This window comes from Phenylobacterium sp. (assembly GCF_036563385.1).
GTDB lineage: Bacteria > Pseudomonadota > Alphaproteobacteria > Caulobacterales > Caulobacteraceae > Phenylobacterium.
This window is the reverse complement of the sequence record NZ_DATCML010000014.1, coordinates 147,673-172,536: the sequence shown is the minus strand read 5'-3', so window position 1 is coordinate 172,536 and position 24,864 is coordinate 147,673. Positions and strand designations below refer to the sequence as shown.

The 24,864-nt window shown below is 70.7% G+C and carries 20 protein-coding genes; 8 read left to right on the top strand and 12 right to left on the bottom strand.

Going from position 1 to position 24,864, the window contains the following annotated elements; translation table 11 throughout:
* Position 1: 1 nt before the first annotated feature.
* Complete coding sequence (locus VIL67_RS14645) at positions 2-544, bottom strand: porin family protein (RefSeq protein ID WP_332049647.1); 543 nt, start codon at positions 542-544, stop codon at positions 2-4.
* Between the two features lie 189 nt (positions 545-733).
* Between VIL67_RS14645 and VIL67_RS14640 the strand changes: the two genes are divergently transcribed.
* The 3 genes from VIL67_RS14640 (at position 734) to VIL67_RS14630 (ending at position 4,305) form a co-directional block, all read left to right on the top strand.
* Positions 734-1,849, top strand: a complete 1,116-nt coding sequence (locus VIL67_RS14640) for a beta-ketoacyl-ACP synthase III (protein ID WP_332049646.1) — start codon at positions 734-736, stop codon at positions 1,847-1,849.
* A gap of 81 nt (positions 1,850-1,930) precedes the next feature.
* On the top strand, positions 1,931-3,652 hold the full coding sequence (locus VIL67_RS14635; protein ID WP_332049645.1) for an N-acyl-D-amino-acid deacylase family protein: 1,722 nt from the start codon (positions 1,931-1,933) through the stop codon (positions 3,650-3,652).
* A gap of 47 nt (positions 3,653-3,699) precedes the next feature.
* Positions 3,700-4,305 (top strand): exopolysaccharide biosynthesis protein, encoded by a 606-nt coding sequence (locus VIL67_RS14630; protein ID WP_332049644.1) that lies wholly within the window; start codon positions 3,700-3,702, stop codon positions 4,303-4,305.
* A 21-nt stretch (positions 4,306-4,326) separates the two neighbouring features.
* Here VIL67_RS14630 and ppdK read toward each other — a convergent pair whose 3' ends face one another.
* The 6 genes from ppdK to VIL67_RS14600 all read right to left on the bottom strand — a co-directional run bounded on the left by ppdK (position 4,327) and on the right by VIL67_RS14600 (position 11,921).
* Entirely contained in the window at positions 4,327-7,023 is a 2,697-nt protein-coding gene (ppdK, locus tag VIL67_RS14625; protein ID WP_332049643.1) for a pyruvate, phosphate dikinase, read from the bottom strand.
* A 38-nt stretch (positions 7,024-7,061) separates the two neighbouring features.
* A complete protein-coding gene (gene glyS / locus VIL67_RS14620; protein WP_332049642.1) occupies positions 7,062-9,071 on the bottom strand; it encodes a glycine--tRNA ligase subunit beta in 2,010 nt (669 codons plus the stop codon).
* Positions 9,072-9,074: 3 nt separating this feature from the next.
* Complete coding sequence (locus VIL67_RS14615) at positions 9,075-9,959, bottom strand: glycine--tRNA ligase subunit alpha (protein WP_332049641.1); 885 nt, start codon at positions 9,957-9,959, stop codon at positions 9,075-9,077.
* 89 nt (positions 9,960-10,048) lie between these two features.
* Complete coding sequence (locus tag VIL67_RS14610; RefSeq protein WP_332049640.1) at positions 10,049-10,528, bottom strand: hypothetical protein; 480 nt, start codon at positions 10,526-10,528, stop codon at positions 10,049-10,051.
* A 166-nt stretch (positions 10,529-10,694) separates the two neighbouring features.
* On the bottom strand, positions 10,695-11,117 hold the full coding sequence (locus VIL67_RS14605) for a hypothetical protein (RefSeq protein WP_332049639.1): 423 nt from the start codon (positions 11,115-11,117) through the stop codon (positions 10,695-10,697).
* Between the two features lie 54 nt (positions 11,118-11,171).
* A complete protein-coding gene (locus VIL67_RS14600; RefSeq protein ID WP_332049638.1) occupies positions 11,172-11,921 on the bottom strand; it encodes a fasciclin domain-containing protein in 750 nt (249 codons plus the stop codon).
* 378 nt (positions 11,922-12,299) lie between these two features.
* Between VIL67_RS14600 and VIL67_RS14595 the strand changes: the two genes are divergently transcribed.
* Complete coding sequence (locus VIL67_RS14595) at positions 12,300-12,638, top strand: P-II family nitrogen regulator (RefSeq protein WP_332049637.1); 339 nt, start codon at positions 12,300-12,302, stop codon at positions 12,636-12,638.
* A gap of 31 nt (positions 12,639-12,669) precedes the next feature.
* Complete coding sequence (locus tag VIL67_RS14590) at positions 12,670-14,208, top strand: ammonium transporter (RefSeq protein ID WP_332049636.1); 1,539 nt, start codon at positions 12,670-12,672, stop codon at positions 14,206-14,208.
* 66 nt (positions 14,209-14,274) lie between these two features.
* Here the strand turns inward: VIL67_RS14590 and VIL67_RS14585 are convergent, their stop codons facing one another.
* The 4 genes from VIL67_RS14585 to VIL67_RS14570 form a co-directional block, all read right to left on the bottom strand.
* Positions 14,275-15,156, bottom strand: a complete 882-nt coding sequence (locus tag VIL67_RS14585) for a 4-(cytidine 5'-diphospho)-2-C-methyl-D-erythritol kinase (protein WP_332049635.1) — start codon at positions 15,154-15,156, stop codon at positions 14,275-14,277.
* Positions 15,157-15,159: 3 nt separating this feature from the next.
* On the bottom strand, positions 15,160-16,842 hold the full coding sequence (locus VIL67_RS14580; protein ID WP_332049634.1) for a tetratricopeptide repeat protein: 1,683 nt from the start codon (positions 16,840-16,842) through the stop codon (positions 15,160-15,162).
* A gap of 99 nt (positions 16,843-16,941) precedes the next feature.
* The gene (locus VIL67_RS14575) at positions 16,942-18,600 is read right to left on the bottom strand and encodes an electron transfer flavoprotein-ubiquinone oxidoreductase (protein WP_332049633.1); all 1,659 of its coding nucleotides are present in this window, start codon (positions 18,598-18,600) and stop codon (positions 16,942-16,944) included.
* A gap of 145 nt (positions 18,601-18,745) precedes the next feature.
* Complete coding sequence (locus VIL67_RS14570) at positions 18,746-20,089, bottom strand: sialate O-acetylesterase (protein WP_332049632.1); 1,344 nt, start codon at positions 20,087-20,089, stop codon at positions 18,746-18,748.
* A gap of 173 nt (positions 20,090-20,262) precedes the next feature.
* Here VIL67_RS14570 and VIL67_RS14565 point away from each other — a divergent pair, with 173 nt between their 5' ends.
* The 3 genes from VIL67_RS14565 to VIL67_RS14555 all read left to right on the top strand — a co-directional run bounded on the left by VIL67_RS14565 (position 20,263) and on the right by VIL67_RS14555 (position 24,424).
* Positions 20,263-21,480 (top strand): cation:proton antiporter domain-containing protein, encoded by a 1,218-nt coding sequence (locus VIL67_RS14565; RefSeq protein WP_332049631.1) that lies wholly within the window; start codon positions 20,263-20,265, stop codon positions 21,478-21,480.
* An 8-nt stretch (positions 21,481-21,488) separates the two neighbouring features.
* On the top strand, positions 21,489-22,325 hold the full coding sequence (locus VIL67_RS14560; RefSeq protein WP_332049630.1) for a uracil-DNA glycosylase: 837 nt from the start codon (positions 21,489-21,491) through the stop codon (positions 22,323-22,325).
* Positions 22,326-22,762: 437 nt separating this feature from the next.
* Positions 22,763-24,424 carry a lytic transglycosylase domain-containing protein gene (locus VIL67_RS14555; protein WP_332049629.1) on the top strand — a complete coding sequence of 554 codons (1,662 nt, stop codon included), beginning with the start codon at positions 22,763-22,765 and terminating at the stop codon, positions 24,422-24,424.
* Here VIL67_RS14555 and VIL67_RS14550 read toward each other — a convergent pair.
* Positions 24,350-24,817: a cell wall biosynthesis glycosyltransferase gene (locus VIL67_RS14550; RefSeq protein ID WP_332049628.1), complete on the bottom strand. Its 468-nt coding sequence runs from the start codon at positions 24,815-24,817 to the stop codon at positions 24,350-24,352. The two genes, VIL67_RS14555 and VIL67_RS14550, sit on opposite strands and share 75 nt — an antisense overlap.
* Between the last annotated feature and the right edge of the window lie 47 nt (positions 24,818-24,864).

The window sequence follows — 24,864 nt, the reverse complement described above, 5'->3', positions numbered from 1 at the left end:
CTTAGAAGCGGCGGGTGTAGGCGATCGACCAGACGTCGGCATGGCCGGCGCCGTCGTCGCGGAAGTCGTGGCGGGTCCAGTCGATGCGGACGCCATTCACGCCATCGAAGTGGTGCTGGGCGCCGACGCCGAAGTTGAACGAGTCGCCGTCGTCGGAACCGGACACGCCGGCGGCCGAGGCCTTGATCTTGGTGTTGCCATAGCCGATCCGGGCGATCAGGTCGGTGTTGGCCGACAGCGGGGCGAAGCCCACGGCGTAGATGCCCAGCTGGCGCTTCACCTCGACGTCGGCGTCGATGCCGCCGCCCAGGTCGACGCTGTCGTCCTTCACGCCGAAGGCGGCTTCGCCTTCCACGCCGAACCAGGTGCCGCCGCGCCAGCCGAGCCGGCCCTGAATGGCGCCGAGGTCGACGTCGTCGAAGTCAGTTTGGGCGTAACCGATGGAGCCGTAGACGCCGGTCGTCGGCGCGGTCTGGGCTTGCGCGATCGCAGGCGCGACCATGGCGATGGCGGCGGCGGACGCCGCGGCGAGTAGTGCTTTCATCGGAAGTAACTCCACTTGTGGGTGCGAACAGCCCCTGCCATCCCTAGTGGGCGCCTAACTCGGACCACAACGTGTGGGTTCTACGGCTTGACTATGGCGGACCGTGGAGTGTGGCGCTGCGGCCACAATGGCGGCTGACGCCGGGGCCCGGCGTGCTATCAAGCCGCGTTTCGGATTCCGGAGGCTTCCTTGCCCGACGCCGTGATCGCCGCCACCGGCCTCTTCACCCCACCCAATACGCTGACCAACGCCGAGCTGGTGGAGACCTTCAACGCCTGGGTCGAGCGCGAGAACGCGCGCAACGCCGAGGCCATCGCCGCCGGCGAGATGCAGCCGCTCGCCCCCTCCTCGCCCGAGTTCATCGAGAAGGCGTCGGGGATCAAATCCCGCTACGTCATGGACAAGACGGGCCTCGTCGACCCCGAGGTGATGCGCCCGATCATCCCCGAGCGACCGAACGACCAGATCTCGATCCTGGCCGAGATCGCCGTGGAGGCGGCCATGGACGCCCTGGTCAGCTGGGACAAGCCGGCCAGCGAGATCGACGCGGTGATCTGCGCGGCGTCGAACATGCAGCGCGCCTATCCGGCCATGGCCATCGAGATCCAGCAGGCGCTGGGGATCGAAGGCTTCGGGTTCGACATGAACGTCGCCTGCTCGTCGGCCACCTTCGGCATCAAGACGGCCGCCGACTACATCGCCACGGGCTCGGCCAAGGCGGTGCTGGTGGTCAATCCGGAGATCACCTCCGGCCACCTGAACTTCCGGGATCGCGACAGCCACTTCATCTTCGGGGATGTGGCCACCGCCGTCATCGTCGAGTCCTCCGACCAGGCCGTGGGCGGCTGGGACATACTGGGCACGCGGCTGAAGACCCAGTTTTCCAACAACATCCGCAACAACTACGGCTTCCTGAACCGGGCCGACCCCGACGGCGTCGGCAAGCCCGACAAGCTGTTCGTGCAGGAGGGCCGCAAGGTGTTCCGCGAAGTCGTGCCGATGGTCTCGGACATGATCGTCCAGCACGCCGAAGACCTGGGGATCGACCCGGCCACCCTGAAGCGGCTGTGGCTGCACCAGGCCAACATCAACATGAACGAGCTGATCGGCCGGCGCGTGCTCGGCCGCGAGCCGACGCCGGAAGAGAACGTCATCATCCTCGACGAGTACGCCAACACCTCCTCGGCCGGCTCGATCATCGCCTTCCACAAGCACAACCGTGACTTCCAGCGGGGCGACCTGGGCCTGATCTGCTCGTTCGGCGCGGGCTACTCGGCGGGCACGGTGTTCGTCCGGAAACGCTGACCCTTCTCTGGGAAGAACGGAGGGAGGTAGCGGCGCGCCGCGATGCATGGCTAGGCTCCACCCACGCCAGGGGAGCCCTCCATGAGAACCGCCGTCGCCGTCGTTTGCGCCGCCCTGCTGGCCGGGTCGTGCGCCAGCCTGCCCGCCGAGCGCTATGACCTCTTGGTGCGGGGCGGGACGGTCTACGACGGGTCAGGCGGCGCGCCGTTCGCCGGCGACGTCGCCATCGCCGGCGACCGCATCGTCTATGTGGGCCCGCGTGCGCCGGGGACCGCGGCGCGGGAGGTCGACGCCCGCGGCCAGGCCGTCTCGCCCGGCTTCATCAACATGCTGTCCTGGTCCAACGAGAGCCTGCTCCACGACGGGCGCGGCCAGTCCGAGCTTCGCCAGGGCGTGACCCTGGAGGTCATGGGCGAAGGCAACTCCATGGGCCCGTGGAACGAAGCCCAGAAGGCGAATGAGGTCCGCCGCCAGGGGGACATCAAGTACGACATCGCCTGGTCTTCGCTGGACCAATACCTGCGCCACCTCGAAGCCAGGGGCGTGTCGATGAACGTGGCGTCCTTCGTCGGCGCGACGACTGTCCGGACGCACATCCTGGGTGAAGGCGACGTGGACCCGTCGCCTGAGCAGCTGGCGCAGATGCGGGCGCTGGTGGTCCAGGCGATGGAGGACGGGGCGCTGGGCGTCGGCTCCAGCCTGATCTACGCACCGGCCTCGTTTGCCGAGACCGATGAGCTGGTGGCGCTCGCCTCGGAGGCAGGCCGCTGCGGCGGCATCTACATCAGCCACATCCGCTCGGAAGGCGCCCGACTGCTGGAGGCGATCGACGAGCTGATCGAGATCTCGCGCCGCTCCGGGGCGCCGGCCGAGATCTACCACCTCAAGGCGTCCGGCCGGGCGCACTGGGACAAGCTGGACGCGGCCCTGGCGCGGATCGAGGCTGCCCGCGCCCAGGGTCTGCGGATCACGGCCGACATGTACACCTATCCCGCCTCCTCCACCGGCCTGGACGCGGCCATGCCGACCTGGGTGCAGGCCGGCGGCGTGGAGCAGTGGATCGCGCGGCTGAAGGACCCGGCCACCCGCGCCGGGGTGATCGCCGAGATGCGCTCGGGCACGCCGACCTTCGAGAACTTGCAGCGGGGCGCCGGCCCCGAGGGCACCCTGCTGGTGGGCTTCAAGAACCCGAAGCTGAAGCCGCTGACCGGCAAGACCCTGGCGCAAGTGGCCAAGGACCGCGGCGTCAGCCCCGAAGACGCGGCGATCGACCTTGTCATCGAGGACGGCAGCCGGGTGCAGGTGGTCTACTTCTCGATGCTGGAGGCCAATGTGGCCCGCCAGACGGCGCTGCCCTGGATGAGCTTCGGCTCGGACGCCGAGGCCCAGGCGCCGGAGGGCCCGTTCCTGCTGTCGTCCACACACCCGCGCGCCTACGGCAACTTCTCGCGCCTGCTGGCGAAGTACGTCCGTGACGAGAAGCGGCTGACCCTGGCCGAGGCGGTGCGCAAGCTCTCGGCCCAGCCGGCCCACAATCTCGGCCTCACGGACCGCGGCCGGCTGCGCGCCGGCTACATGGCCGACGTGGTGATCTTCGACCCGGCGCGCATCCAGGACCACGCCACCTTCGAAAAACCGCAGCAGTTCGCCACCGGCGTCAGCCACGTGGTGGTCAATGGCCAGCTGGCCCTGGAGAACGGCGAACCCACCGCCGCGCGACCCGGGCGCGTGGTCCGCGGCCGGGCGTGGACGGGCTGGAAGAACGGCGGCTGCCGGGGCACGGCCGCCGACTGGAGCTGGTGACCGAACGGCTGCTCGCGCGTTGAGGCCTCCGCAGACGGAGGCTTCAGATGGCCGAACACGCCGCCCAGGACCTGGAAGACCTGATCCACGAACTGGACAAGGCCGCGGAGGATTGCGGACCGAAGGTCTCGGTGGGCGAGATCATCGACACCATCGGCAAACGCTCCTTCGGGCCGCTGCTTCTCCTCGGCGGCCTGCTGGGAATGACGCCGGTGGCGGCGGTGCCTTCGGTGCCCAGCATCATCGCCCTGATCACCATCCTGGTGTCGGTGCAGCTGCTGTTCGGCCGCAAGACCATCTGGATCCCGCGCTTCCTCGAGAAGCTGTCCGTGAAGGCGGAGCGGGTGAAGAAGACCGTCCAGGTGACTGAGAAGCCTGCGCGCGCGGTGGACCGGCTGGTGAAGCCGCGGCTTCAGGGCCTGACCAAGCCCTTCGCCGATCGCATCGTGGCCCTGGTCTGCGTGCTGGTCGCGCTGTGCGTGCCGCCGCTCGAGCTCTTGCCCTTCGCAGCCTTCATCCCCAGCCTGGCCATCGCCACCTTCGGCCTGGGCCTGATCGCCCGCGACGGCCTGCTGGTGCTGATCGCCTTCGCGATCAGCACCTCGGCGCTGAGCCTGATCGTCTGGAAGCTGTTCCTCGGCGGCGGCGGCTAGGCGCCGAGCTGAGGCCCTGCCCTAACGGTCCTTCTCGCGCTCGCCGATAGCCGCCTGGGCGGCCGCCAGCCGGGCGATCGGCACGCGGTAGGCCGAGCAGCTGACGTAGTCGAGCCCGACCGCCTCGCAGAACTGGATCGAGGCCGGGTCGCCGCCGTGCTCGCCGCAGATGCCGAGCTTGACGTTGGGACGCTGGGCCCGGCCGCGTTCGGCGGCGATGCGGATCAGGTCGCCGACGCCTTCCTGGTCGAGGCTCACGAAGGGGTCTTTCTCGAAGATGCCCTTCTCGATGTAGGCGTTGAGGAAACGCCCCGAGTCGTCGCGGCTGATGCCGAAGGTGGTCTGGGTCAGGTCGTTGGTGCCGAAGGAGAAGAACTCGGCATGCTCGGCCAGATCCCCCGCGCGGATCGCGGCGCGCGGCAGCTCGACCATGGTGCCCACCATGTACTCGATCTCGCAGCCCTGCTCGGCGATCACCTTCCGGGCGGTGCGGTCGGTGAGCTCGCGGAGGAACTTCATCTCCTCCCCCTTGGCCACCAGCGGGTGCATGATCTCGGGGATCGGCGCAGGCTTGCCGGACTTGGCGACCTCGCAGGCGGCCTCGACGATGGCGCGCACCTGCATCTCGTAGATCTCGGGATAGGCGACGCCGAGGCGGCAGCCGCGGTGGCCCAGCATCGGGTTCACCTCGTGCAGCTCCTTGGCCCGTCGCAGCAGCTTCTTGGGGTCCAGCCCCGTCGCCTCGGCGACCGAGGCCACGTCCTCCTCGGTGTGCGGCAGGAACTCGTGCAGCGGCGGGTCGAGCAGGCGGATGGTGACCGGCAGGCCCTCCATGATGCCGAACAGCTCGACAAAGTCGCGCCGCTGCATGGGCAGGATCTTCTCGAGCGCGGCCCGGCGGCCGGCCTCGTCATCGGCCAGGATCATCTCGCGGACGGCGGCGATCCGGTCCGGGTCGAAGAACATGTGCTCGGTGCGGCAGAGGCCGATGCCCTCCGCGCCGAACTCGCGTGCGGTGCGCGCGTCGAGCGCCGTCTCGGCGTTGGCCCGCACCTTCAGCCGGCGGACGCTGTCGGCCCAGGTCATCAGGGTGGCGAAGTCGCCGGAGAGCTCTGGCTGGACCATCTTCACTGCGCCCGCCAGCACCTCGCCGGTGGAGCCGTCGATGGTGATGACGTCATAGGCCTTGAAGGTCTTGCCGCGGCAGTGGAACTCGCCCGCCTTGGCGTCGATGCGGATTTCGCCCGCGCCGGAGACGCAGGGGCGGCCCATGCCGCGGGCGACCACGGCCGCGTGGCTGGTCATGCCGCCGCGCGCGGTGACGATGCCGCGGGCCGCGTCCATGCCGCGGATGTCCTCGGGGCTGGTCTCCTCGCGCAGCAGGATCACCGCCTCGCCGGCGCCGCCGAGCTTCTCGGCCTCCTCCGCGGTGAACACCACCTTGCCGGTGGCCGCGCCGGGCGAGGCCGGCAGGCCGTTGGCGATGACGTCCCGCGCGCTGCCGGGGTCGATGGTCGGGTGCAGCAGCTGGTCGAGGCTTTGCGGCTCCACCCGCATGACCGCCTCTTCCTTGCTGATCAGGCCCTCGGAGGCGAGGTCCACCGCAACCTTCAGCGCGGCCTTCGCCGTGCGCTTCCCGTTGCGCGTCTGCAGCATGTACAGACGGCCCTTCTCCACCGTGAACTCGATGTCCTGCATGTCGCGGTAGTGGGTCTCGAGCTTGCCCACGACTTCCCGGAACTGCGCGAACACCTCCGGCATGGCCTCTTCCATGGAGGCCTGCTTCTCGCCCATCTCCTCGCGAGCGGCGCGGGTCAGGGCCTGCGGCGTGCGGATGCCCGCCACCACGTCCTCGCCCTGGGCGTTGATCAGGAACTCCCCGTAGAGCTTGTTCTCGCCCGTAGACGGATTGCGGGTGAACGCGACCCCGGTGGCCGAGGTCTCGCCCATGTTGCCGAACACCATCGACTGGACATTCACCGCCGTGCCCCAGCTCTCGGGGATGTCATGCATGCGGCGGTAGAACTTGGCCCGGTCGTTCATCCAGCTGGCGAACACCGCGCCGATGGCGCCCCAGAGCTGCGCCTGCGGGTCCTGCGGGAAGGGCTGGCCGAGCTCGCGTTGGACGGCGACCTTGTAGTCGGCCACCACCGATTCCCAATCCTCGGCCGTGAGCGCCGTGTCCACGGAGGCGTCCAGGCGGTCCTTATGCTCGTCGAGGATCTCCTCGAACATGTGGTGGTCGAGGCCCAGCACGACGTTCGAGTACATCTGGATGAAGCGGCGGTAGCTGTCGAAGGCGAAGCGGCGGTCGCCGGCGAGCTTGGCGAGCCCCTCGGCGGTCTCGTCGTTCAGGCCGAGGTTGAGCACCGTGTCCATCATGCCCGGCATGGAGGCCCGTGCGCCGGAGCGCACCGAGACCAGCAGCGGATTGCCCGCGTCGCCGAACCGCTTGCCGGTCAGCTCCTCGACGCGCTTGAGGCCAGCGGCGACCTGTTCCTTCAGGTCGGCCGGGTACTGCCGCTCGTTCTGATAGTAGAAGGTGCAGGCCTCGGTGGTGATGGTGAAGCCCGGCGGCACCGGCAGGCCGAGCGACGACATCTCGGCCAGGTTGGCGCCCTTGCCGCCCAGCAGGTTCTTCATCGAGGCGTCGCCGTCGGCGCCGCCGCCGCCGAAGGCATAGACCCAGCGCGTCTTCACCATCGTGTCGGCCACCATCGAATAACCTCCGTCCGTCCCGGCGCCTCGCGCCGGGATCAACCCGTAACCTGTGAGAAGTCCGCGACCCGCCCCATGGCGTCGCGAACCTTCACCAGAAGCCGCAAGCGGTTATCTCGTTCCGCCGCGACCTCAGAGTTCACCAGCACCTTGTCGAAGAACGCATCGACCGGCCCACGGAGCCCGGCGAGCTCGCGCATGGCGCGCTCGAAGTCCTCGCGCTCCAGCGCGTCCGCCAGGCGGCCCTCGACGCCCGCAAGCGCCGCGATCAACGCTGCTTCCTCGGCCGGCGCGCCGGGCACGGCCTGCGGGTCGCCGCTGGGCAACGCACCCTTCTTCTCCTCGGCCTTGAGGATGTTCACCGCCCGCTTGTAGCCCGCCAGCAGGTTCCGGCCATCATCGGTACCGAGGAAGCCTGCCAGGGCCTCGACCCGCGCCACGATGCGGACCAGGTCGTCGTCGCCGAGCGCGAACACCGCCGCCACCAAGTCGTGGCGCTGCCCCTGCTCACGCAGCAGCACGGTCAGGCGGTCGGCGAAGAAGGCGAGCAGGTCGTCCGAGCAGAACCGGCGCAGCGGCAGGCGCGTCTTGGTCTGCAGCAGGATCCGGATCACGCCCAGCGCCGCGCGGCGCAGCGCGAACGGGTCCCGGCTGCCGGTGGGCTTCTCGTCGATGCCGAAGAAGCTCACCAGGGTGTCGAGCTTGTCGGCCAGCGCCACGGTGGCGGCAACCGCCTGCACCGGCACGGCGTCGTTGGGCCCCTGCGGGCGGTAGTGCTGGCGGATGGCGTCGACGATCTCGGGGTCGAGGCCTTCCTTCTCGGCGTAGTAGCCGCCCATCACGCCCTGCAGCTCGGGGAACTCGCCCACCATGCCGGAGCCCAGGTCGGCCTTGGCCAGGCGGGCGGCCTCGACGGCCTTGGCGCGGGTGCCCTCGTCGTCGCGAACATAGGGCGCAAGTTCGCCGGTCAGGGCCGCGATGCGCTCCACGCGCTCGTACATGGTGCCGAGCTTGGCGTGGAAGGTGACGCCCTTCAGCTTCTCCAGCCGGTCAGCCAGTTTCGTCCGCTGGTCCTCGGTCCAGAAGAACCGGGCGTCGGACAGCCGTGCCGAAAGCACCTTGGCGTTGCCCGCCGCGATCGTGGCACCGCCGTCCTTGGCCGCGATGTTGGCCACGGTGATGAAGTTCGGCGCGAGCTGGCCGGTCGCCGGGTTGCGGACCGCAAAATAGCGCTGGTGGACGCGCATGGAGGTGCGGATCACCTCGGGCGGGAGCTCGAGGAACACCGGGTCCATCTCGCCCATCACCGGAACGGGCCATTCGGCCAGGCCGGCGACCTCCTCCAGCAGGCCTTCGTCCTCCACGAGCTCGAGGTTGCGGGCGAAGCAGAGGGTGCGCGCCGCGTCGAGGATGCGCTCTTTCCGTTCCGCCGGGTCGAGCACCACGGAGTTCCTGGCCAGCCCCGCCTGGTACTCGTCGAAGTCGCGGGCGCGGAACGGCTGCTTCGAGCCCATGAACCGGTGGCCTTCGGTGAGGTCGCCCGCGACGATGCCGTCGATATTCAGCGGCACGATCTCACGGTCGAAGACGCAGAGGATGCGCTTCAGCGGCCGCACCCAGCGCAACCGGCTGACGCCCGAGATCATCGACTTGGGCCAAGGGAAGCCGCGGACGATGGCGTCCAGCATCTCGGCGACGATCTCCGCGGTCTGGCGGCCGGGCCGGTGCAGGTGGGCGAAGTAGACGCCGTCCTTTTCGGTGAGCTGCTCGCGCGTCAGGCCGTTCTTGCGCAGGAAGCCGTCCAGCGCCTGCTCCGGCGCCGAGGTGCGCGGACCCTTCACCTCTTCGTGGCGGTCGGGCTGAGCGGCCGGCAGCCCCTCGGCCACCAGGGTCAGCCGGCGCGGGCCGGCGAAGGCGGTCAGCGCCTCGGGCAGCAGCCCAGCGGCGGCCAGCTTCTCGCGCGCCATGCGCTCGAGGTCGCGCGCGGCGTTCGCCTGCATGCGCGCCGGGATCTCTTCCGAGAACAGTTCGATCAGCAGTTGAGGCATGACTCAGCCGTTCCCGCCCTGGCTCTCGACCCAGGCTTCGGCGCACATCTTGGTCAGGTCGCGGATGCGGCCGATGTAGCTCTGGCGCTCGGCGACGGCGATGGCGCCGCGGGCATCCATGATGTTGAACAGGTGGCTGGCCTTCAGCACGTGGTCGTAGGCCGGCAGCGCCAGCGGCTGGCCCTGCCGGCCGCGCTGGGCGAGGATCCGCGGCACCTGGCGCTCCATGTCCTCGAACTGGCGCTTGCAGGTCTCCACGTCGGCTGCCTCCAGCTCGAAGGCGGAGAACTGCTGCTCGTTGGCCAGGAAGATGTCGCCGTACTTGAATTCCTCATTGAATTCCAGGTCGTAGACGTTTTCCTTGTCCTGGAGATAGAGGCTCAGCCGCTCCAGGCCGATGGTCAGCTCGCCGGCCACCGGGAACACGTCGAGCCCGCCCACCTGCTGGAAGTAGGTGTACTGGGTGATCTCCATGCCGTCGCACCAGACCTCCCAGCCGAGGCCCCATGCGCCGACCGTCGGGTTCTCCCAGTCATCCTCGACGAAGCGGATGTCGTGCACCAACGGGTCGATGCCGATCGCCTCCAGGCAGCCCAGGTAGAGCTCCTGCAGGTTCTCGGGGTTCGGCTTCAGGATCACCTGGTACTGGTGGTGCTGGTGCAGCCGGTTGGGGTTTTCGCCATAACGCCCGTCGGCCGGACGGCGCGAGGGCTGCACATAGGCCACCTTCCACGGCTTGGGGCCGAGCGTGCGCAGCACGGTCATGGGCGACAGGGTGCCGGCCCCGACCTCGACGTCGTACGGCTGCAGGATCACGCAGCCCTGCCGGCTCCAATATTCGTGCAGTTTCAGGATCAGGCCCTGAAACGAAAGCGGCTTCTCAGGCATCGGGGAAAGGGGCCGTTCGCAGGCGCAAAAAAAGTCGGCGGACCATAGGGCCCGCCGACCTCGGCTTCAAGCGGCGTGGCCGCTTCTTCTTAGTTGCCGCGCGCGGCGGTCCGCTTGCCCGCGCGGGACATCGGCTGGCCGTACTTGCGGCGGTTCTCGGCGGTGTCCGGCACCGGCCCGTTCGTGGTGGTGGAGGTGGTCACCGTGGCGCCCGTGGAGGCGTCTGCGCCGGTGGTGACGGCGCTGGCCGACACATCGGCGGTGGTCGAGCCGCTCACCGACGTGGAGCCGGCGGTGCTGTGGCCGGCGTGGGCGTCGCCCGTCCCGGTGGCGCCGGCCGAGGCGTTGACTTCACCGTTCGGCAGGTTGGTGGCTCCGGCGTTGGAGCCCGTGGGCCGGGTCATGTCCACCGACGGCAGGCCGGTTGAGGACGCCGTGTTCGGCGCCTGGGTCGACTGGTTGGGGGTCACGCCGGCGTTCGGGGTGGCGGTGTTGCCCAGCTGGGCCTGGGCGGCGCCGGCGGCCAGCGCCGAGGCCGCGCAGGCGGCGAGGATGTACCTGATCTTCATCGTTTCGCTCCTGATCTGACGGTTCTGTCTGACGTCACGCTTGAAAGCCGCGTTCGGCGACGAATGTTCCGGTCCAGCCGGCTCGGACGTTCCAGCCGAAGCGGGCGCCGCACGGAGGCGACGCCCGCCGCCGCCTGGGTCAGGCGGCTGGAACGACAGCGGGATCCTAGTTGCCGCGCGCGGCCGTGCGCTTTCCGGCGCGAGACATCGGCTGGCCGTACTTGGCGCGGTTCTCGGCCGTGTCCGGCACCGGGCCGTTGGTGACCAGGGTGGTGGTCACGCTCGCACCCGTGGCGTAGCTGCCGGCCGCCGGGGTCGTGCTCGTCGAAGCGGTGGCCGAGGTGTCGGCCGGCATCGGCGCGCTGGTGGTGGCCGACGAGCTGGTGGTCACCGACGTGGTGGTCGTCGACGGCTGCACGCGCTCGCTGGCCGGCGAGCCGTCGGTCGGCGCGTGCGCCCCGTTCCAGTCCCCGGTGCGCGAGCCCGGCTGCGGGGCGTCGGTCCCCGGCTGGGCGCCTGTCTGGGCGTACGCCGCCCCGCCGATCAGCGCGCAGGCCGCCGCGGCGGTGAGCAGGTGGTTGAGCTTCATGTCTTCACTCCTCGTGTGACGGTGTGTGAAAGCCCCTCCCCGCGGTGAAGGTTCCTATTGTTTCGGCGTCGCGCTGGCGGTGGCGCTGGCCGACGCCGCGCCGCCGGTCTGGGCGGCCGCGCTTTCCGCGCCGCCGGCTCCGGGCATGAGGACCTTGTCGACCACGTGCAGGATGCCGTTGGTGGCGCGCACGTCGGCCTGGACGATCGTCGCCCCGTCAGCCTTGAGGACGCCGGCCTCGCTGCCGTCCAGCAGCACGTTGTCCTGGGCGACGGAGGGCACCGGGCCCTTGGCGCCGGCGATCTTCGCCGAGTCCACCGGCGCGTTGATGATGTGGTGGGTGATCAGCTTCTGCAGGGCGGCCTTGTCGCCCATCAGCTTGTCCAGCTGGCCCGGCGGCAGGGCCGCGAAAGCGGCGTCGGTAGGCGCGAAGACCGTCAGGTTGCGGTTCGACTTCAGGACGGCCGTCAGGTTGGTGGCGTCCACGGCCTTGAGGAAGGTGGTGAACTGGCCCGAGGCCTTGGCGGTCTCCACGAGGTCGCCGGCGGGCGCCACCCGCGCCCCGGCCGAGGCCTGGGTCGTGGGCGCCGCGCCCTGCGCCGCGGCGACCGGCGCGGCGCCCTGCTGCACCGCCTTCGCCGTGCCCTGAGGCTGGGCGGCGGCCGGCTTGTCCGTCGAGGCCTTGCCGGTGACGGCCTTGGCCTGGGCCTCCGTCTTGGCGGTGGCGGCTGTCTGGGCGCCGGCCGGCGCTGACAAGGCGGCGGTGAGGGCGAGGGCGGCGGTGGCGGTCAGCAGGCGATGCATGTCGTCAGGTCCTCAAGGTCTTGCGGTCAGCCCCACGGGAACGCGCCCGCCGAAGCGGGTGGTCGATGCGCCTTACGCACGGCGCAGCTGACGGTTGCCCGGCTCACGCGCTCGTGATCAGCCCCGCCACCGCCCTCCCGCCGACCGCGCCCGGCGCCGATTTCGCCCGTTTCTTGGGCGCCGCCGGTCGCCGCCGCCCAGGTTTTACGCGGCCGCCGCCTTCCTGCGCCGCAGCGAGGCCGCGGCGGCGCGGCGGCGCGCTCCGCATGACTAGCGTCGCCCAACCGCCGTGCTTGGGGATGGGGACGTCCGCGGCGGTCACGGAACAACGGGATGTCAGGACGGGCCCAGCCCAGGGGCCCGCCCGGGAGCGAGCGGATGAAACTGATCATGGCGATCGTCAAACCCTTCAAGCTGGACGACGTGCGCGAAGCGCTGGTCGCCGCCGGCGTCGAGGGGCTGACGGTCTCGGAAGTCAAAGGCTACGGCCGGCAGAAGGGGCAGACCGAGATCTACCGGGGCGCGGAGTACCAGGTGAACTTCCTGCCCAAGGTGAAGCTGGAGGCCGTGGTCGACGACGCAGTCGCGCCCAAGGCCGTGGAGGCCATCAGGGCCGCCGCCGCCACCGGCAAGATCGGCGACGGGAAGATCTTCGTGCTCGACGTCCTCGACGCCGTCCGGATCCGGACCGGCGAGACCGGCGCCGCGGCGATCTGAGCGCACAAGAAGACAGAGGGGATCGATGACCATGAAGCTCGCAACCCAGGCGCTCGCGGGGCTCGCCCTCGCCGGCGCCTTGATCGGGGGACCGCTGGCCGCACCGGCGTTTGCGCAGGAGGCGCCCGCCCAAGCTGCGGCCGACGTCGCCGCCCCGGCGCCGGGCGGTGTCGCCGCCGCAGCGCCGGCCGAGGCCGCACCGGCCGCCACCGCACCCGCCGAGGCGCCTGCGCCGACGCCGGACAAGGGCGACACCACCTGGATGCTCATCTCCACCGTGCTGGTGCTGCTGATGATCGTCCCTGGCCTGGCGCTGTTCTACGGCGGCCTGGTGCGCCAGAAGAACATGCTGTCCATGCTCATGCAGGTTTCGACCGTCACGGTCGTGGGCATGATGGCCTGGGTGCTGTGGGGCTACAGCCTCGCCTTCACGGACGGTGGCGGACTCGACAAGATCGTGGGCGGCTTCGGGCGGCTGTTCCTCAGGGACGTGACGCCGGCCTCCAACGTGGCCACCTTCTCGACGGGCGTAGTGATCCCGGAACTGGCGTTCATCGCCTTCCAGATGACCTTCGCCTGCATCACCGCCGCCCTGGTCCTGGGCGGCGTCGCCGAGCGGATGAAGTTCGCCGCGGTTCTGATGTTCGCGATCCTGTGGCCGATCCTCTCCTACTACCCCCTGGCCCACATGGTCTGGTGGTGGGCGGGGCCTGACGCCGTCGCGGCGGCGCCGAGCGATCCCATCCAGTCGGGCCTGATCTGGGGCTTCGGGGCTATCGACTTCGCCGGCGGAACGGTGGTGCACATCAACGCCGGGGTCGCCGCCCTGGTCGGCGCCCTCATCCTCGGCGCCCGGAAGGGCTACCGCTCCGAGCCCATGCCGCCGCACTCCCTGACCCTGACCCTGGTGGGCGCAGGCCTGCTGTGGGTGGGCTGGTTCGGCTTCAACGCCGGCTCCAACCTCGAGGCGAACGGCTACGCCGCCCTGGCCATGGTCAACACCTTCATCGCGACCGCCGCGGCGGGCTTCTCCTGGACCCTCACCGAGTGGATCACCCGGAAGAAGGCCTCCATGCTCGGCATGGCCTCGGGCCTGGTCGCCGGCCTCGTGGCCGTCACCCCGGCCGCCGGCTTCGCCGGTCCGGTGGGCGCCCTGGTGCTCGGGCTGATCGTCTCGCCGATCTGCGTTGTCTTCTGCTCGGCCGTGAAGAACGCGCTGAAGTACGACGACAGCCTGGACGCCTTCGGCATCCACGGGATCGGCGGCATCGTCGGCGCCATCGCCACGGGCATCCTGGTGGCTCCGGCCCTCGGCGGGGCCGGCATCGTCGACTACACCACCTGCGCCGCGGACGGCGACATCTCCACCTGCGACGCGGCGACCTACGCCATGGCCACCCAGGTGATCGCCCAGCTGAAGGGCGTGCTGGTGTCCATCGTCTGGTCGGCGGTGGCCAGCGCGATCGTCTTCTTCCTCATCAAGTTCACCGTCGGCCTGCGGGTCAACGAGGACACCGAGGAAGAAGGCCTCGACATCGTCGAGCACGGGGAACGCGCCTACCACAGCTGAACGGGGGGAGCCTTCGGCTGAGTGGGAACGGGGGTCCTTCGGGGCCCCCGTTTTCGTTTCGGGGCCTCAGTCCCAGGGACCGCCCAGCCGCACCCGCCTCACCCACCAGTCGGGGGCGATGGCCTCGATGCGCTCGGCCAGGCCCTCGGCCTCGATGTCGCCGGCGCAGAGCGCGAAACAGGTGCCCCCCGAGCCAGAGACCCGGGCGAGCAGCGTCTCGGGCTCGCCGGCCAGGGTTTCCAGCACCGCGCCGACCGTGGGCTCGACGTCGATGGCGGCCGCCTCCAGGTCGTTGCGCTGGATCGACAACCACGCCGCCAGCTCGACGGCGCTCTCGAACGCCTCCGGGGCCGGCGGCGGGGTCACCTCCCCGAAGCGGGCCAGCTCGTCGAACCGGCGATAGACGGCAGGCGTCGAGACGGGCGCGCGGGGGTTCACCAGCACCGCGTCCACCACGGGCAAGCCTGGCGCGGGCGACAGTCGATCCCCGCGCCCCTCCGCCAGGACCGGCCGCGCCCAGAGGCAGGCCGCGCCGTCGGCGCCGAGGCCGGCCGCCACCGCCTGGAGCGCCGCATCGTCCATCGGCAGCTTCAGCTCCTCGCGCAGCAGGCGCAGCGCCGCGCCCGCATCGCTCGACCCGCCGCCGAGTCCCGCCGCGATGGGCAACTGCTTGTCCAGCGCCAGCCCGAAGGGGGCCACCGGGCGACGGGCGGCCGCCAGCAGGGCGTTCGCCGCCCGAGCGACCAGGTTGTCGGCTCCGGCGTCCAGGCCCGCTCCGAAGGGCCCGGTGACCTTCAGCTCCGGCGCATCGGCCGCATGCAGGGTGAGCCGATCACCGAAGTCGGCGAAGGCCATCAGGCTGCACAGAGGATGGTAGCCGTCGTCCCCCAGCGCGCCGACGTGCAGGAAGAGGTTGACCTTGGCCGGGGCGAGCGCCGTCCGCGCCATGCCCTACTGACCCGCCACCTGCCGCTTCGGCCCCAGCCCCGAGGCGAGCTTGGCCTCCGCGTCCGCCTTGATCTTCGGGTCGGGATCGAGGGTCAGCACCCGGCGCCACTGGAACACCGCCTCGTCCTTGCGCCCGATCATCCAGTAGGCGTCCCCGAGGTGGTTGTTGATCTCGGGATCGCCGGCCTCGAGCTCGACGGCCTGCTCCAGCTTCTCGACGGCCTTCTTGTAGTCGCCGAGCCGGTAGTGCGCCCAGCCGAGCGAATCCACCATGGCGCCCGATCGTGGATTGGCCGCGACGGCCTTCTCCACCATGGCCAGGGCTTCCGGCAGTCGCTCGCCGCGGTCGATCCAGGTGTAACCCAGGTAGTTCAGCAGCTCCGGCTCGTCGGGACGGGCCTTCAGCGCCTCCAGCATGTCGACCTCGGCCTCCTTCCAGCGGCCGAGCCGCTCGAGGGACACGCCGCGGGCGTAGTAGAGTCGCCAGTCGGGCGTCTTCTGCTCCTTGATAAGGCCGCCCAGCACGTCCACGGCCTCGGCGTACTGCTCGTTGGCGCGCAGCAGGTCGGCCAACGTCAGCCGCGCGTCGGCGTCGCCGGACGCCGCCGCCGTCCGGGCCAGCCTCAGCGCCGTCTGGGTGTCCTTGGCGCTCTGGTATGTCCAGGCGAGCTTGGCCTGCGCCGCGGCGTACTCCGGGGATGAGGGCTTCGGCTTGCCATAGGCTGCGCGCGCGGCCTCGCTGTCGCCCGAGGCCTGCATGATGTCCCCCACCATGACCCAGGCCTCGTCCCGCTGCGGGTCCAGCCGCAGCACCAGCCGCAGGTAGGCCAGGGCCAGCTGGGTCTGCTTGGCCTGCAGCATGGTGGCCGCCGGGGCGAGCATGGCTTGCGCCGCGCCTTCGCGGATCGAGACCACCCCGGGCGGGGTCTTGCCGGTCGCGGCCCGGGCGCGCGCGGCCTTGACCGCGATGCTGGAGGGCTCCTGCGCCAGCAGGGTGTCGTAGAGCGCGACCGCGTCGGCCTTGCGGCCGCGCCGCTCGAGGAAGCCGCCGTAGGCCAGGATGGCCATCTCGCTGCCGGCCGCGGCGGTCACCGCCTTGAAGTCGGTCTCGGCCTCGTCATAGCGCTTGGCTCGCTCGAACAGGCTGGCCCTGCCGAGCTGGCCGAAATAGTCCACCACACGGTCGCCGCGCACCTGCGGCCGGATGAGCGAGGCCTCCACGTCGCCGGCCTGGGCCGCGGCCCAGGGCGCCAGCAGGGCCGCCACGCCACGGTGCGGGAAGCCGATCCCCTCCCCGCCCAGCAGTTCCCGGGCCACTTTCGACCGCCCGTCGGCGATCGCCTCCACGGCCTGGGTGAGCTTCGCCAGCCGAAGCGTCGCTTCGGAGACCTCCGGGCCGCTGGGCGCCAGGTTCACGGCCTTTTCGATGTCGCCCGCCAGCACCGCGGCGGTGAACGCCCGCTCGGCCACCTCTGAGCCGGAGCCGTCGCGCGCCTTGGCCTGCTCGAAGAAGCGCGCCGCCTCGCTGCTGCGGCCGTCGTTCAGCGCCGCCTGCCCCGCCAGGAACATGCCGTAGGGGGAAAGTCCGAACGCCTCCGCGCCTTGGGAGGACTTGCCACCCCCGGCGCTCGCGCAGGCGCTGAGCAGGACGAGCGGGGCGGCGGCGGCGAGGAGGAAGCGGCGCATGGCGGGAACTTCGGCGTTAATCGGCCCCGCCGCAAGGCGCAGCAGCGGCGGGATCGCGGCCGGCCAACGAAAACGGGCCGCCGAAGCGGCCCGTCCCGGTCACATGTTCGGGTAGTTGGGCCCGTCGCCGCCCTGGGGCGTGGTCCAGTCGATGTTCTGCGACGGATCCTTGATGTCGCAGGTCTTGCAGTGGACGCAGTTCTGGAAGTTGATCTGGAACTTCGGGTTGTTCCCCTGCTCGTCGTAGAGCACCTCGTAGACGCCCGCCGGGCAGTAGAGGCGCGCGGGCTCCCCGTACTTCGGCAGGTTCGTCCCGATCGGCACGCTCGGATCGCGCAGGCGCAGGTGCGCCGGCTGGCTCTCGTCGTGGTTCGTGGCCGACAGGAAGACGCTCGACAGCTTGTCGAAGCTCAGCACGCCGTCCGGCTTCGGATAGACGATCGGCTTGTGGTCCTTGGCGAGGCCGGTGGATTCGGCGTCGCTCTTACCGTGCTTCATGGTGCCGAACGGCGACCAACCGCCCAGCGCCGCGGCGATGTGGACGTCCAGGACGCCCAGGACCCCGCCGGGAATGGTGCCGAACTTCGACCACAGCGGCTTGAAGTTGCGGACCGTCTTCAGCTCCTTGTGGAGCCAGGAGCTCTTGAACGCGGTCTCATACTCGACGAGCTCGTCGCCTGCGCGGCCGCTGGACAGGGCGGCGGCGGCGGCCTCGGCGGCCAGCATGCCGCTCTTCATGGCGTTGTGGCTGCCCTTGATCCGCGGCACGTTCAGGAGGCCGGCGCTGTCGCCCAGCAGCACCCCGCCGGGGAAGTAGGTCTTCGGCACCGACTGGAGCCCGCCTTCGCTGATCGCGCGGGCGCCGTAGGCGATGCGCTTGCCGCCTTCGAGGAACGGCGCAACATCGGGGTGGTGCTTGAAGCGCTGGAACTCGTCGAACGGCGACAGCCACGGGTTCTTGTAGTTCAGGTGCACCACGAAGCCGATGGCCACGTAGTTGTCGCCGAAGTGGTACATGAAGCTGCCGCCCCCGGTGGCGTTGTCCAGCGGCCAGCCCAGGGTGTGCACGGCGAGGCCCTTCTTGAAGGCCGCGTCCGGCACCTGCCACAGCTCCTTGATGCCGATGCCGTACTTTTCCGGCTCGGAGTTCTTGCTCAGGCCGTACTTGTGCTTCAGCACCTTGGCGAGCGACCCGCGCACGCCCTCGCCGATAAACACGTACTTGCCCCGCAGCTCCATGCCCGGCTCGTAGTTCGGGCCCGGCGTGCCGTCCTTGTTCAGGCCGAACTCGCCCACCACGACGCCGGCCAGGCGCTCGCCGTCGAACACCGGGGCCGAGGCCGCCATGCCGGGATAGATCTCCACGCCCAGGCCTTCCGCCTGGCCGGCCAGCCAGCGGCAGATGTTCCCCAGGCTGGCGATGTAGTTGCCGTGGTTGTTCATCATCCGCGGCATGCCCCACATGGGGGCCGAGATGGACCCCTGCGGGCCGAGCATCATGAACCGGTCCTCGGTGACCGGCGTGTCGAGCGGCGCGCCGAGCTCCTTCCAGTTCGGGAACAGCTCGTTCATGGCGATCGGGTCGATCACCGCGCCGGAGAGGATGTGCGCGCCGACCTCGGCGCCCTTCTCGATCACCGCGACCGTGATCTCCGGGTTGATCTGCTTCAGCCGGATCGCCGCGGAAAGGCCGGACGGGCCCGCGCCGACGATCACGACGTCGTACTCCATGGCCTCGCGTTCGACGGCTTCGCTCATCTTCGGTCCCGCTCCCTCGCGCGAGGTGATCCCCGCACAGCGTTGATACGTCGGGGGTCTTATCGGGATGTCACTGGCAGCCGGTCAAGCCGGAAGCGCCTGTGGAAGTGATCAACCGGTCACCTGTGGCGGCCGGATCGCAGGCTTAGCCCACGAACAGCCAGTCGCCGCCCAGCGTCGCGGAGTCCACGCCGACGAGGACCACCCGTCCCCCGCCGCCCAGCACGACGACGGTGTCGGCGCCCTGTTGCTCCACCCGCCAGGTGGTCCCGGGATCGAGTTGGACGCGATCGCCCTCCCAGCGGGCGAAGTCCACGATGCGGTCGACGCCGGCGTCCCCGAAGCTGTGGAAGATGTCGGCCCCCGAGCCGCCCGTCAGCGTGTCATCGCCGCGGTCGCCCGACAGCCAATCGTTTCCGGACCAGCCGTAGAGGACGTCATTCCCCTGGCCGCCGCGGACCAGGTCGGCGCCCACGCCGCCGTCGCAGACGTCGTCGCCCAGGTTGCCGTAGACGATGTCGTCCCCGGCGTCGCCATACAGCCAGTCGTTGTCCTTGCCGCCCACGACCCAGTCGTTGCCGACGCCGCCGGAGGCCGTGTCGTCACCCTCGTTGCCGTGCACGTCGTCGAAGGCGTCGCCGCCGGCGATCACGTCGCGCCCGGCTCCGCCGCGCAGGTAGTCCAGGCCCGCGCCGCCCGAGATGCTCTCGTCGCCGCCGCCGCCCATCAGGGTGTCGTTCGCGCCGCTGCCGGCCAGCGTCGCGCCGCCTCCGCGCCACATGGACAGCAGCCGGAAATACTCGGCGCCGATCATCCGGTAGCCTTCGGGTGCGTAGTGCAAGGTGTCGCCCTGCATCGGCAGGCCCACCGTGTCGAAGCTGAGCGCGTTGCCGTCGATGTCGTCCACGTACTGCTCGCCGCGGCGGACGTCGGCGGCGAAGGGCGGCGTGGAGCCGATCTGGAAGAAGCCGATCTTGCCGTTGGCGTCGCCCATCCACTCGGCGCGGATGGCGGAGAACAGCTGCTGCAGGTTCTGGCCGTAGTTGCTGGCCCAGCCCGCCTGGTTGGCGTCCTCCTCGCCTTGGCCCCAGAACACCGCGTCGGGCTTCTGCCCGCCTGCCGCGTTCGTGGCGTCGCGCACCACGTCGCGGGCGCGGTCGAACAGCTCGTTGTCGCTGGCCGGGGACCAATCGTAGGCCCACTGCGCCGGGTCGACACGCAGGCCGGTGCCGCCCTCGGCCACCTTGACGATGCGTAGCGGCTCGTTCGGGAAGGCCTGCCGGAACGCGAGCGCGAACTGGGTCTCCGGCCCCCAGGTATTGGGAAAGCCCGGGTAGCCCGTGTTCACGCCCGGCTGCATCGTGACCCAGGTCTTCTGCCCGGCGTCCCAGATCTGGATCTTCGGGTCCGGGGTCCAGGCCGGCGGCGAGGCCGGGTAGCTCTGGTATCCACCCGTGTTCGATTGGCCGGCAAAGACGACAAAGGCCATGCGCGCGCTCTCCCCCCGGCGGCACGCCGGCTAAGCTCTCGGCGTCATAGACTCCCAAGCTGGGCTGATTGTTCCGGCAACCCGGCGGTTTCCCCCAACCACACCTCACCGCGTGGTTGACCTGGCCGCCCAGCGTCGCCACGTGCGATCCCACCACGCCTTCTGGAGACCTGATGCCGCACGACGACAGCCTGATCCTCACGCTCGTGGCGGGCTTCGTGCTCGCCTTCGCCCTGGGCATGCTGGCCCTGAGGTTTCGGCTGTCGCCCCTGGTGGGCTACCTGCTGGCCGGGGTGGTCGTCGGTCCCTTCACCCCGGGCTGGACGGCCGACTCGAGCCTCGCCAGCCAGCTCGCCGAGGTGGGCGTGATCCTGCTGATGTTCGGCGTCGGCCTCCACTTCTCGCTTCCCGACCTGATGAGGGTGCGCAAGGTCGCCCTGCCCGGCGCAGTCGTGCAGATCGCCGCCGCCACGGCGCTGGGCTGGGGCGTCGGGCGACTGATGGGCTTGGGCGACGCCGAGGCGGCGCTCATGGGCTTCTGCCTCTCGGTGGCCTCGACCGTGGTGCTCCTGCGCGCCCTGGAGGAGCGCAAGGCGGTGAAGTCGCAGACCGGCGCCGTGGCCGTGGGCTGGCTGGTGGTGGAGGACGTGGTCATGGTGGTGGCGCTCGTCCTGGTGCCGCTGCTGGCGGCCGCCGGGACGTCGCCCGACGTCGGCCAGATCGGCCTGCGGATCGCCGGGGCTCTGCTCGGCGTGGCGGTGTTCGTCGGCCTGATGCTGGTGGTCGGCGCCCGCGTGCTGCCCTGGCTGCTCACCAGGATCGCCCACACCCGCTCGCGCGAGCTGTTCACCCTGGGCGTGCTGGCGATCGCGCTGGGCATCGCCTACCTGGCCTATGCGGTGTTCGGCGCCTCCTTTGCGCTGGGCGCGTTCATCGCCGGCGTGGTGCTGAACGGCACGCCGCTGGGCCACAACGCCGCCGAGCGCTCGCTGCCGCTGCGCGACGCCTTCGCCGTGCTGTTCTTCGTCTCGGTGGGCATGCTGTTCGACCCGCGCGTGCTGGTGGAGCAGCCCGGGCCGGTGCTCGCCGTGCTGGCCATCATCATCGTCGGCAAGTCGGCGGCCGCCCTCGCCATCACCACGGCCTTCCGGCTCGAGCGGCGCGCCAGCCTGACCATCGCCGCCAGCCTCGCCCAGATCGGCGAATTCTCGTTCATCCTGGCCGGCGTCGGGCTGAAGCTGAAGATCCTGTCGGGGCAGACCCACGACCTGATCCTGGCCGCGGCCCTGCTGTCCATCGTGCTGAACCCCTTCGTCTTCCGCCTGGCCGACCGGCTGGCGGGCCCCCCGCGACCGGCAGCCCCTAGCCAAACGCCGCGCCCGGCCGCATGAACGGAGCCATGCCGCCCGTGGCCGACCCGTCGCCCCGCCTGCTCGCCGAAAGCCTGCTCGCCTTCTGGGCCGAGGCCGGCGTCGACGCCATGCTGCTGGACGAGCCCCTCGACCGCATCGAGGCGGGCAAGTTCGTGCCGCCGCCGCCCCCGGGCCGCGCGGGCCAGCCCAGCGCCAGCGTCTCGCCGATCCGGCCCGCCGCCGCCGGCCAGCCCGACGTCTCCGCCGCCATCGCCGAGGCGCAGGCGCTCGCCGCCCAGGCCAAGACCCTCGAGGAGCTGGCCGAACGGATCGCCGGCTTCGAGGGCTGCGCCCTGCGCCACGAGGGCGCCGCCACCCGCGCGGTCTTCGCCCGCGGCCGCCCCGACGCCCCGCTGATGGTGATCGGCGAAGGCCCCGGCGCAGACGAGGACCGGCAGGGCGAGCCCTTCGTCGGCCGCGCCGGCCAGCTCCTCGACCGCATGCTGGCCGCCGCCGGCCTGACGGAGCGGGCGTTCATCACCAACACCGTGTTCTGGCGCCCGCCGGGCAACCGCACGCCCACCCCGGCCGAGCAGGCGGTCTGCGCCCCCTTCCTCGAGCGCGCCATCGCCCTCGTCGAGCCGAAGATGCTGCTGCTGGTGGGCGGGGCCTCGGCCAAGGCCATGCTGAAGCGCGAGGAGGGCATCCTGTCCCTGCGCGGTCGCTGGTTCGAGTGGCGCTCGGCAGACGGCGCCCTCGAGCTCCCCGCCCTGCCGACCCTCCATCCGGCCTTCCTGCTGCGCCAACCGGCCGCCAAGAAGCGCGCCTGGGCCGATCTTCTCACCCTCGCCGAACGCCTGGACCGCCCCCACCGGCCGGAGTGAGTCGGCGGGCTTCCGCCTCTGCGCGCACGGTCGGGGAACCACGGAAGACACGGACCACACGGAAGGCGATGTCGCTGACCGCGTCCCCAGACCAGCCCACATCACCCGCAATCGCCCGCCTCCGGCGGGCCTTCTCGTCCGGGCTCAGCGCCTAAACGCTTCGCGCCGGTTAGCGCGGCCTCCGTCCGTGTCCTCCGTGTATTTCGTGGTCCGATCCTCCACCCGTTCGTGTGGTTCGTGTGGTTCGTGGACAATCCAAAACCGCGAAGCTTTACCGTAGCTTGCGGCTGCGGCCGACCGCCGCGCCCGCTCACGCGTCCGTGACCGGCGCCACGCCTTGATCCGGCGCAAGCGCGTCCGTAACACTGCGACTCTGTTCGAGAATAAGGGTAGCCGCGTAACCTCCTGTTAGAGAGGCCCGCGGCAGTAAGGAACGCATGACGCTCTTCCAGCGCCTGTGCGTCGGGGCCTCCGCCCTCGCGTGCGCCGTATCCCTGGCCGGCACCGCCGCGGCCGCACGCTTCCAGCCGCTGAGCCAGGAGGACGCGCGCGCCTATGCGCTCGCCTTCGAGGCGGCCGACCGCGGCGACTTCATCGACGCCCAGATGAAGGCCCTGGAGGTCAAGGACCAGTCCCTGCTGGGCTACCTGTCGTTCAGCCAGCTGATGCACCCCTCGGCCCACAAGGCCAACTACGACGAGCTCACCGGCTGGCTCGCCCGCTTCCGCGACCTGCCGCTGGCGGAGCGGATCTTTTCCCTCGCCTCGAAGCGCAAGCCCGCCGACGCCATCGATCCGCCGGCCCCCGAGCTCAGCGCCGAGGACATCGCCCGCCTGCCGCCCGCCGACCGCGGCTTCATGGCCCGCTACGCCTTCTACACCGGCGACGTGAAGCGCGCCGCCGAGCTCGCGCCCGCCGCCGGCGAACGCTGGGTGGCCGGCCTCGCCGCCTGGCGGCTGAAGTCCTATTCCGACGCGCTCGGCTGGTTCGGCGACCTTGCGCAGGACGCCACCCAGGATCCCTGGACCCGGTCCGCCGGCGCCTTCTGGGCGTCACGCTCGGCCGCCATGACCGGCGACGCCGGCGAGGCCGCCCGCTTCCTCAAGATGGCCGCCCAGAACGGCGAGACCTTCTACGGCATCATCGCCAGCCGCCAGCTGCAGCTGCAGCCGGCGCTCGCGGCCCAGGCCGAGACGGGCCAGCTGATCCGCGCCTCGTGGCGCGCGCCCGCCCCGCGTCCCGCCCTCCAGCCGGCCGCGGCCGCCCCGTCCGCCTCGGCCGCACCCGACCCCGAGCTCGCCCGCTTCGCCGCTGAGCGCCCGCGCGCCCACCGCGCCGCCGCCCTGATCCAGATCGGCAAGTGGGACGAGGCGCGCCAGGAGCTGCGCGCCGGCCTGGGCTTCGCCTCCAACGACCGGGAGCGCGACGGCTGGCTGAAGCTGATCGAAGCGCTCGACGCCTCCGCCCCGCCCCGGCCCAAGAGCCAGCGCCGCCCGCCCAACTTCTGGGAATATCCGACGCCCACCCTGGAGCCGAAGGACGGCTTCACCGTGGACAAGGCCCTGGTCTACGCCATCACCTATCAGGAGAGCCGCTTCAACCCGCAGGCGGTCAGCCACGCCGGCGCCATCGGCCTGATGCAGCTGCTGCCCGAGAGCGCGGCCCGGGCCAGCGGCGACGACAAGCTGAAGAGCCAGCCCAAGCGCCTCTTCGACCCGGCGACCAACCTCAAGGCCGGCCAGGACTACCTCTCCTGGCTCATGGACCGGAACACCAACTACGACATCCTGCGTACCGTGGCGGCCTACAACGGCGGCCCGGGCGCGGTGAACAAGGCCCTGGAGCGCGTGGGGCGCGACGACGACCCGCTGCTGCTCATCGAGTGCCTCCCGGCCGAAGAGACCCGCGACTACGTGGAAAAGGTCATGACCGCCTACTGGAGCTACAAGAAGCTTTGGGGCCAGGAGACCAAGACGCTCGACGCCCTGGCCGGCGGCGCCCGGCTGATCGACGCCCGCCTCGACCTACCGCAGACGCCGTCGGCCGACGCCCCCGCCACCGAGCTTTCGGCGCAAGGCCTGCACATCGGGCTCCGCTAACGCCGCCGCCGCGGACTTGCCGATCAGCACGCCATAAGGCCGGCCGGCGAGCAGCCCGCCGGCCTTTTCGCCCTCCAGCACCGCCGCGCGCCCGCCCGCCGCCAGGAAGTCGCCCAGCCGCTCCACCCAGCCGTTGGCGAAGCGGATTTGCGCCGGCAGCACCAGCAGCAGGTCCGAGCGCGCGCGCGCGATCGCCTGGCGCAGGTCGCCGGCCAGCACCGCGCCTGTGTCCTCGCAAAGGGCGTCTACCTGGTCGGCCACCAGCTCGGTCCAGGTCGGTCCCGCCACCAGGACCTCCTTGACCAGTCCCTCCACCGCCGCCGGCGTCAGCACGGCCAGCAGGCCGGCCAGCCGATCCTCGTCGGTCGAGGCGTCGATGATCACCGAGAGCATGGCCGCAGGTCGCGCGGTTCTCGCGTGAGCGTCAACATCGTTCTTGT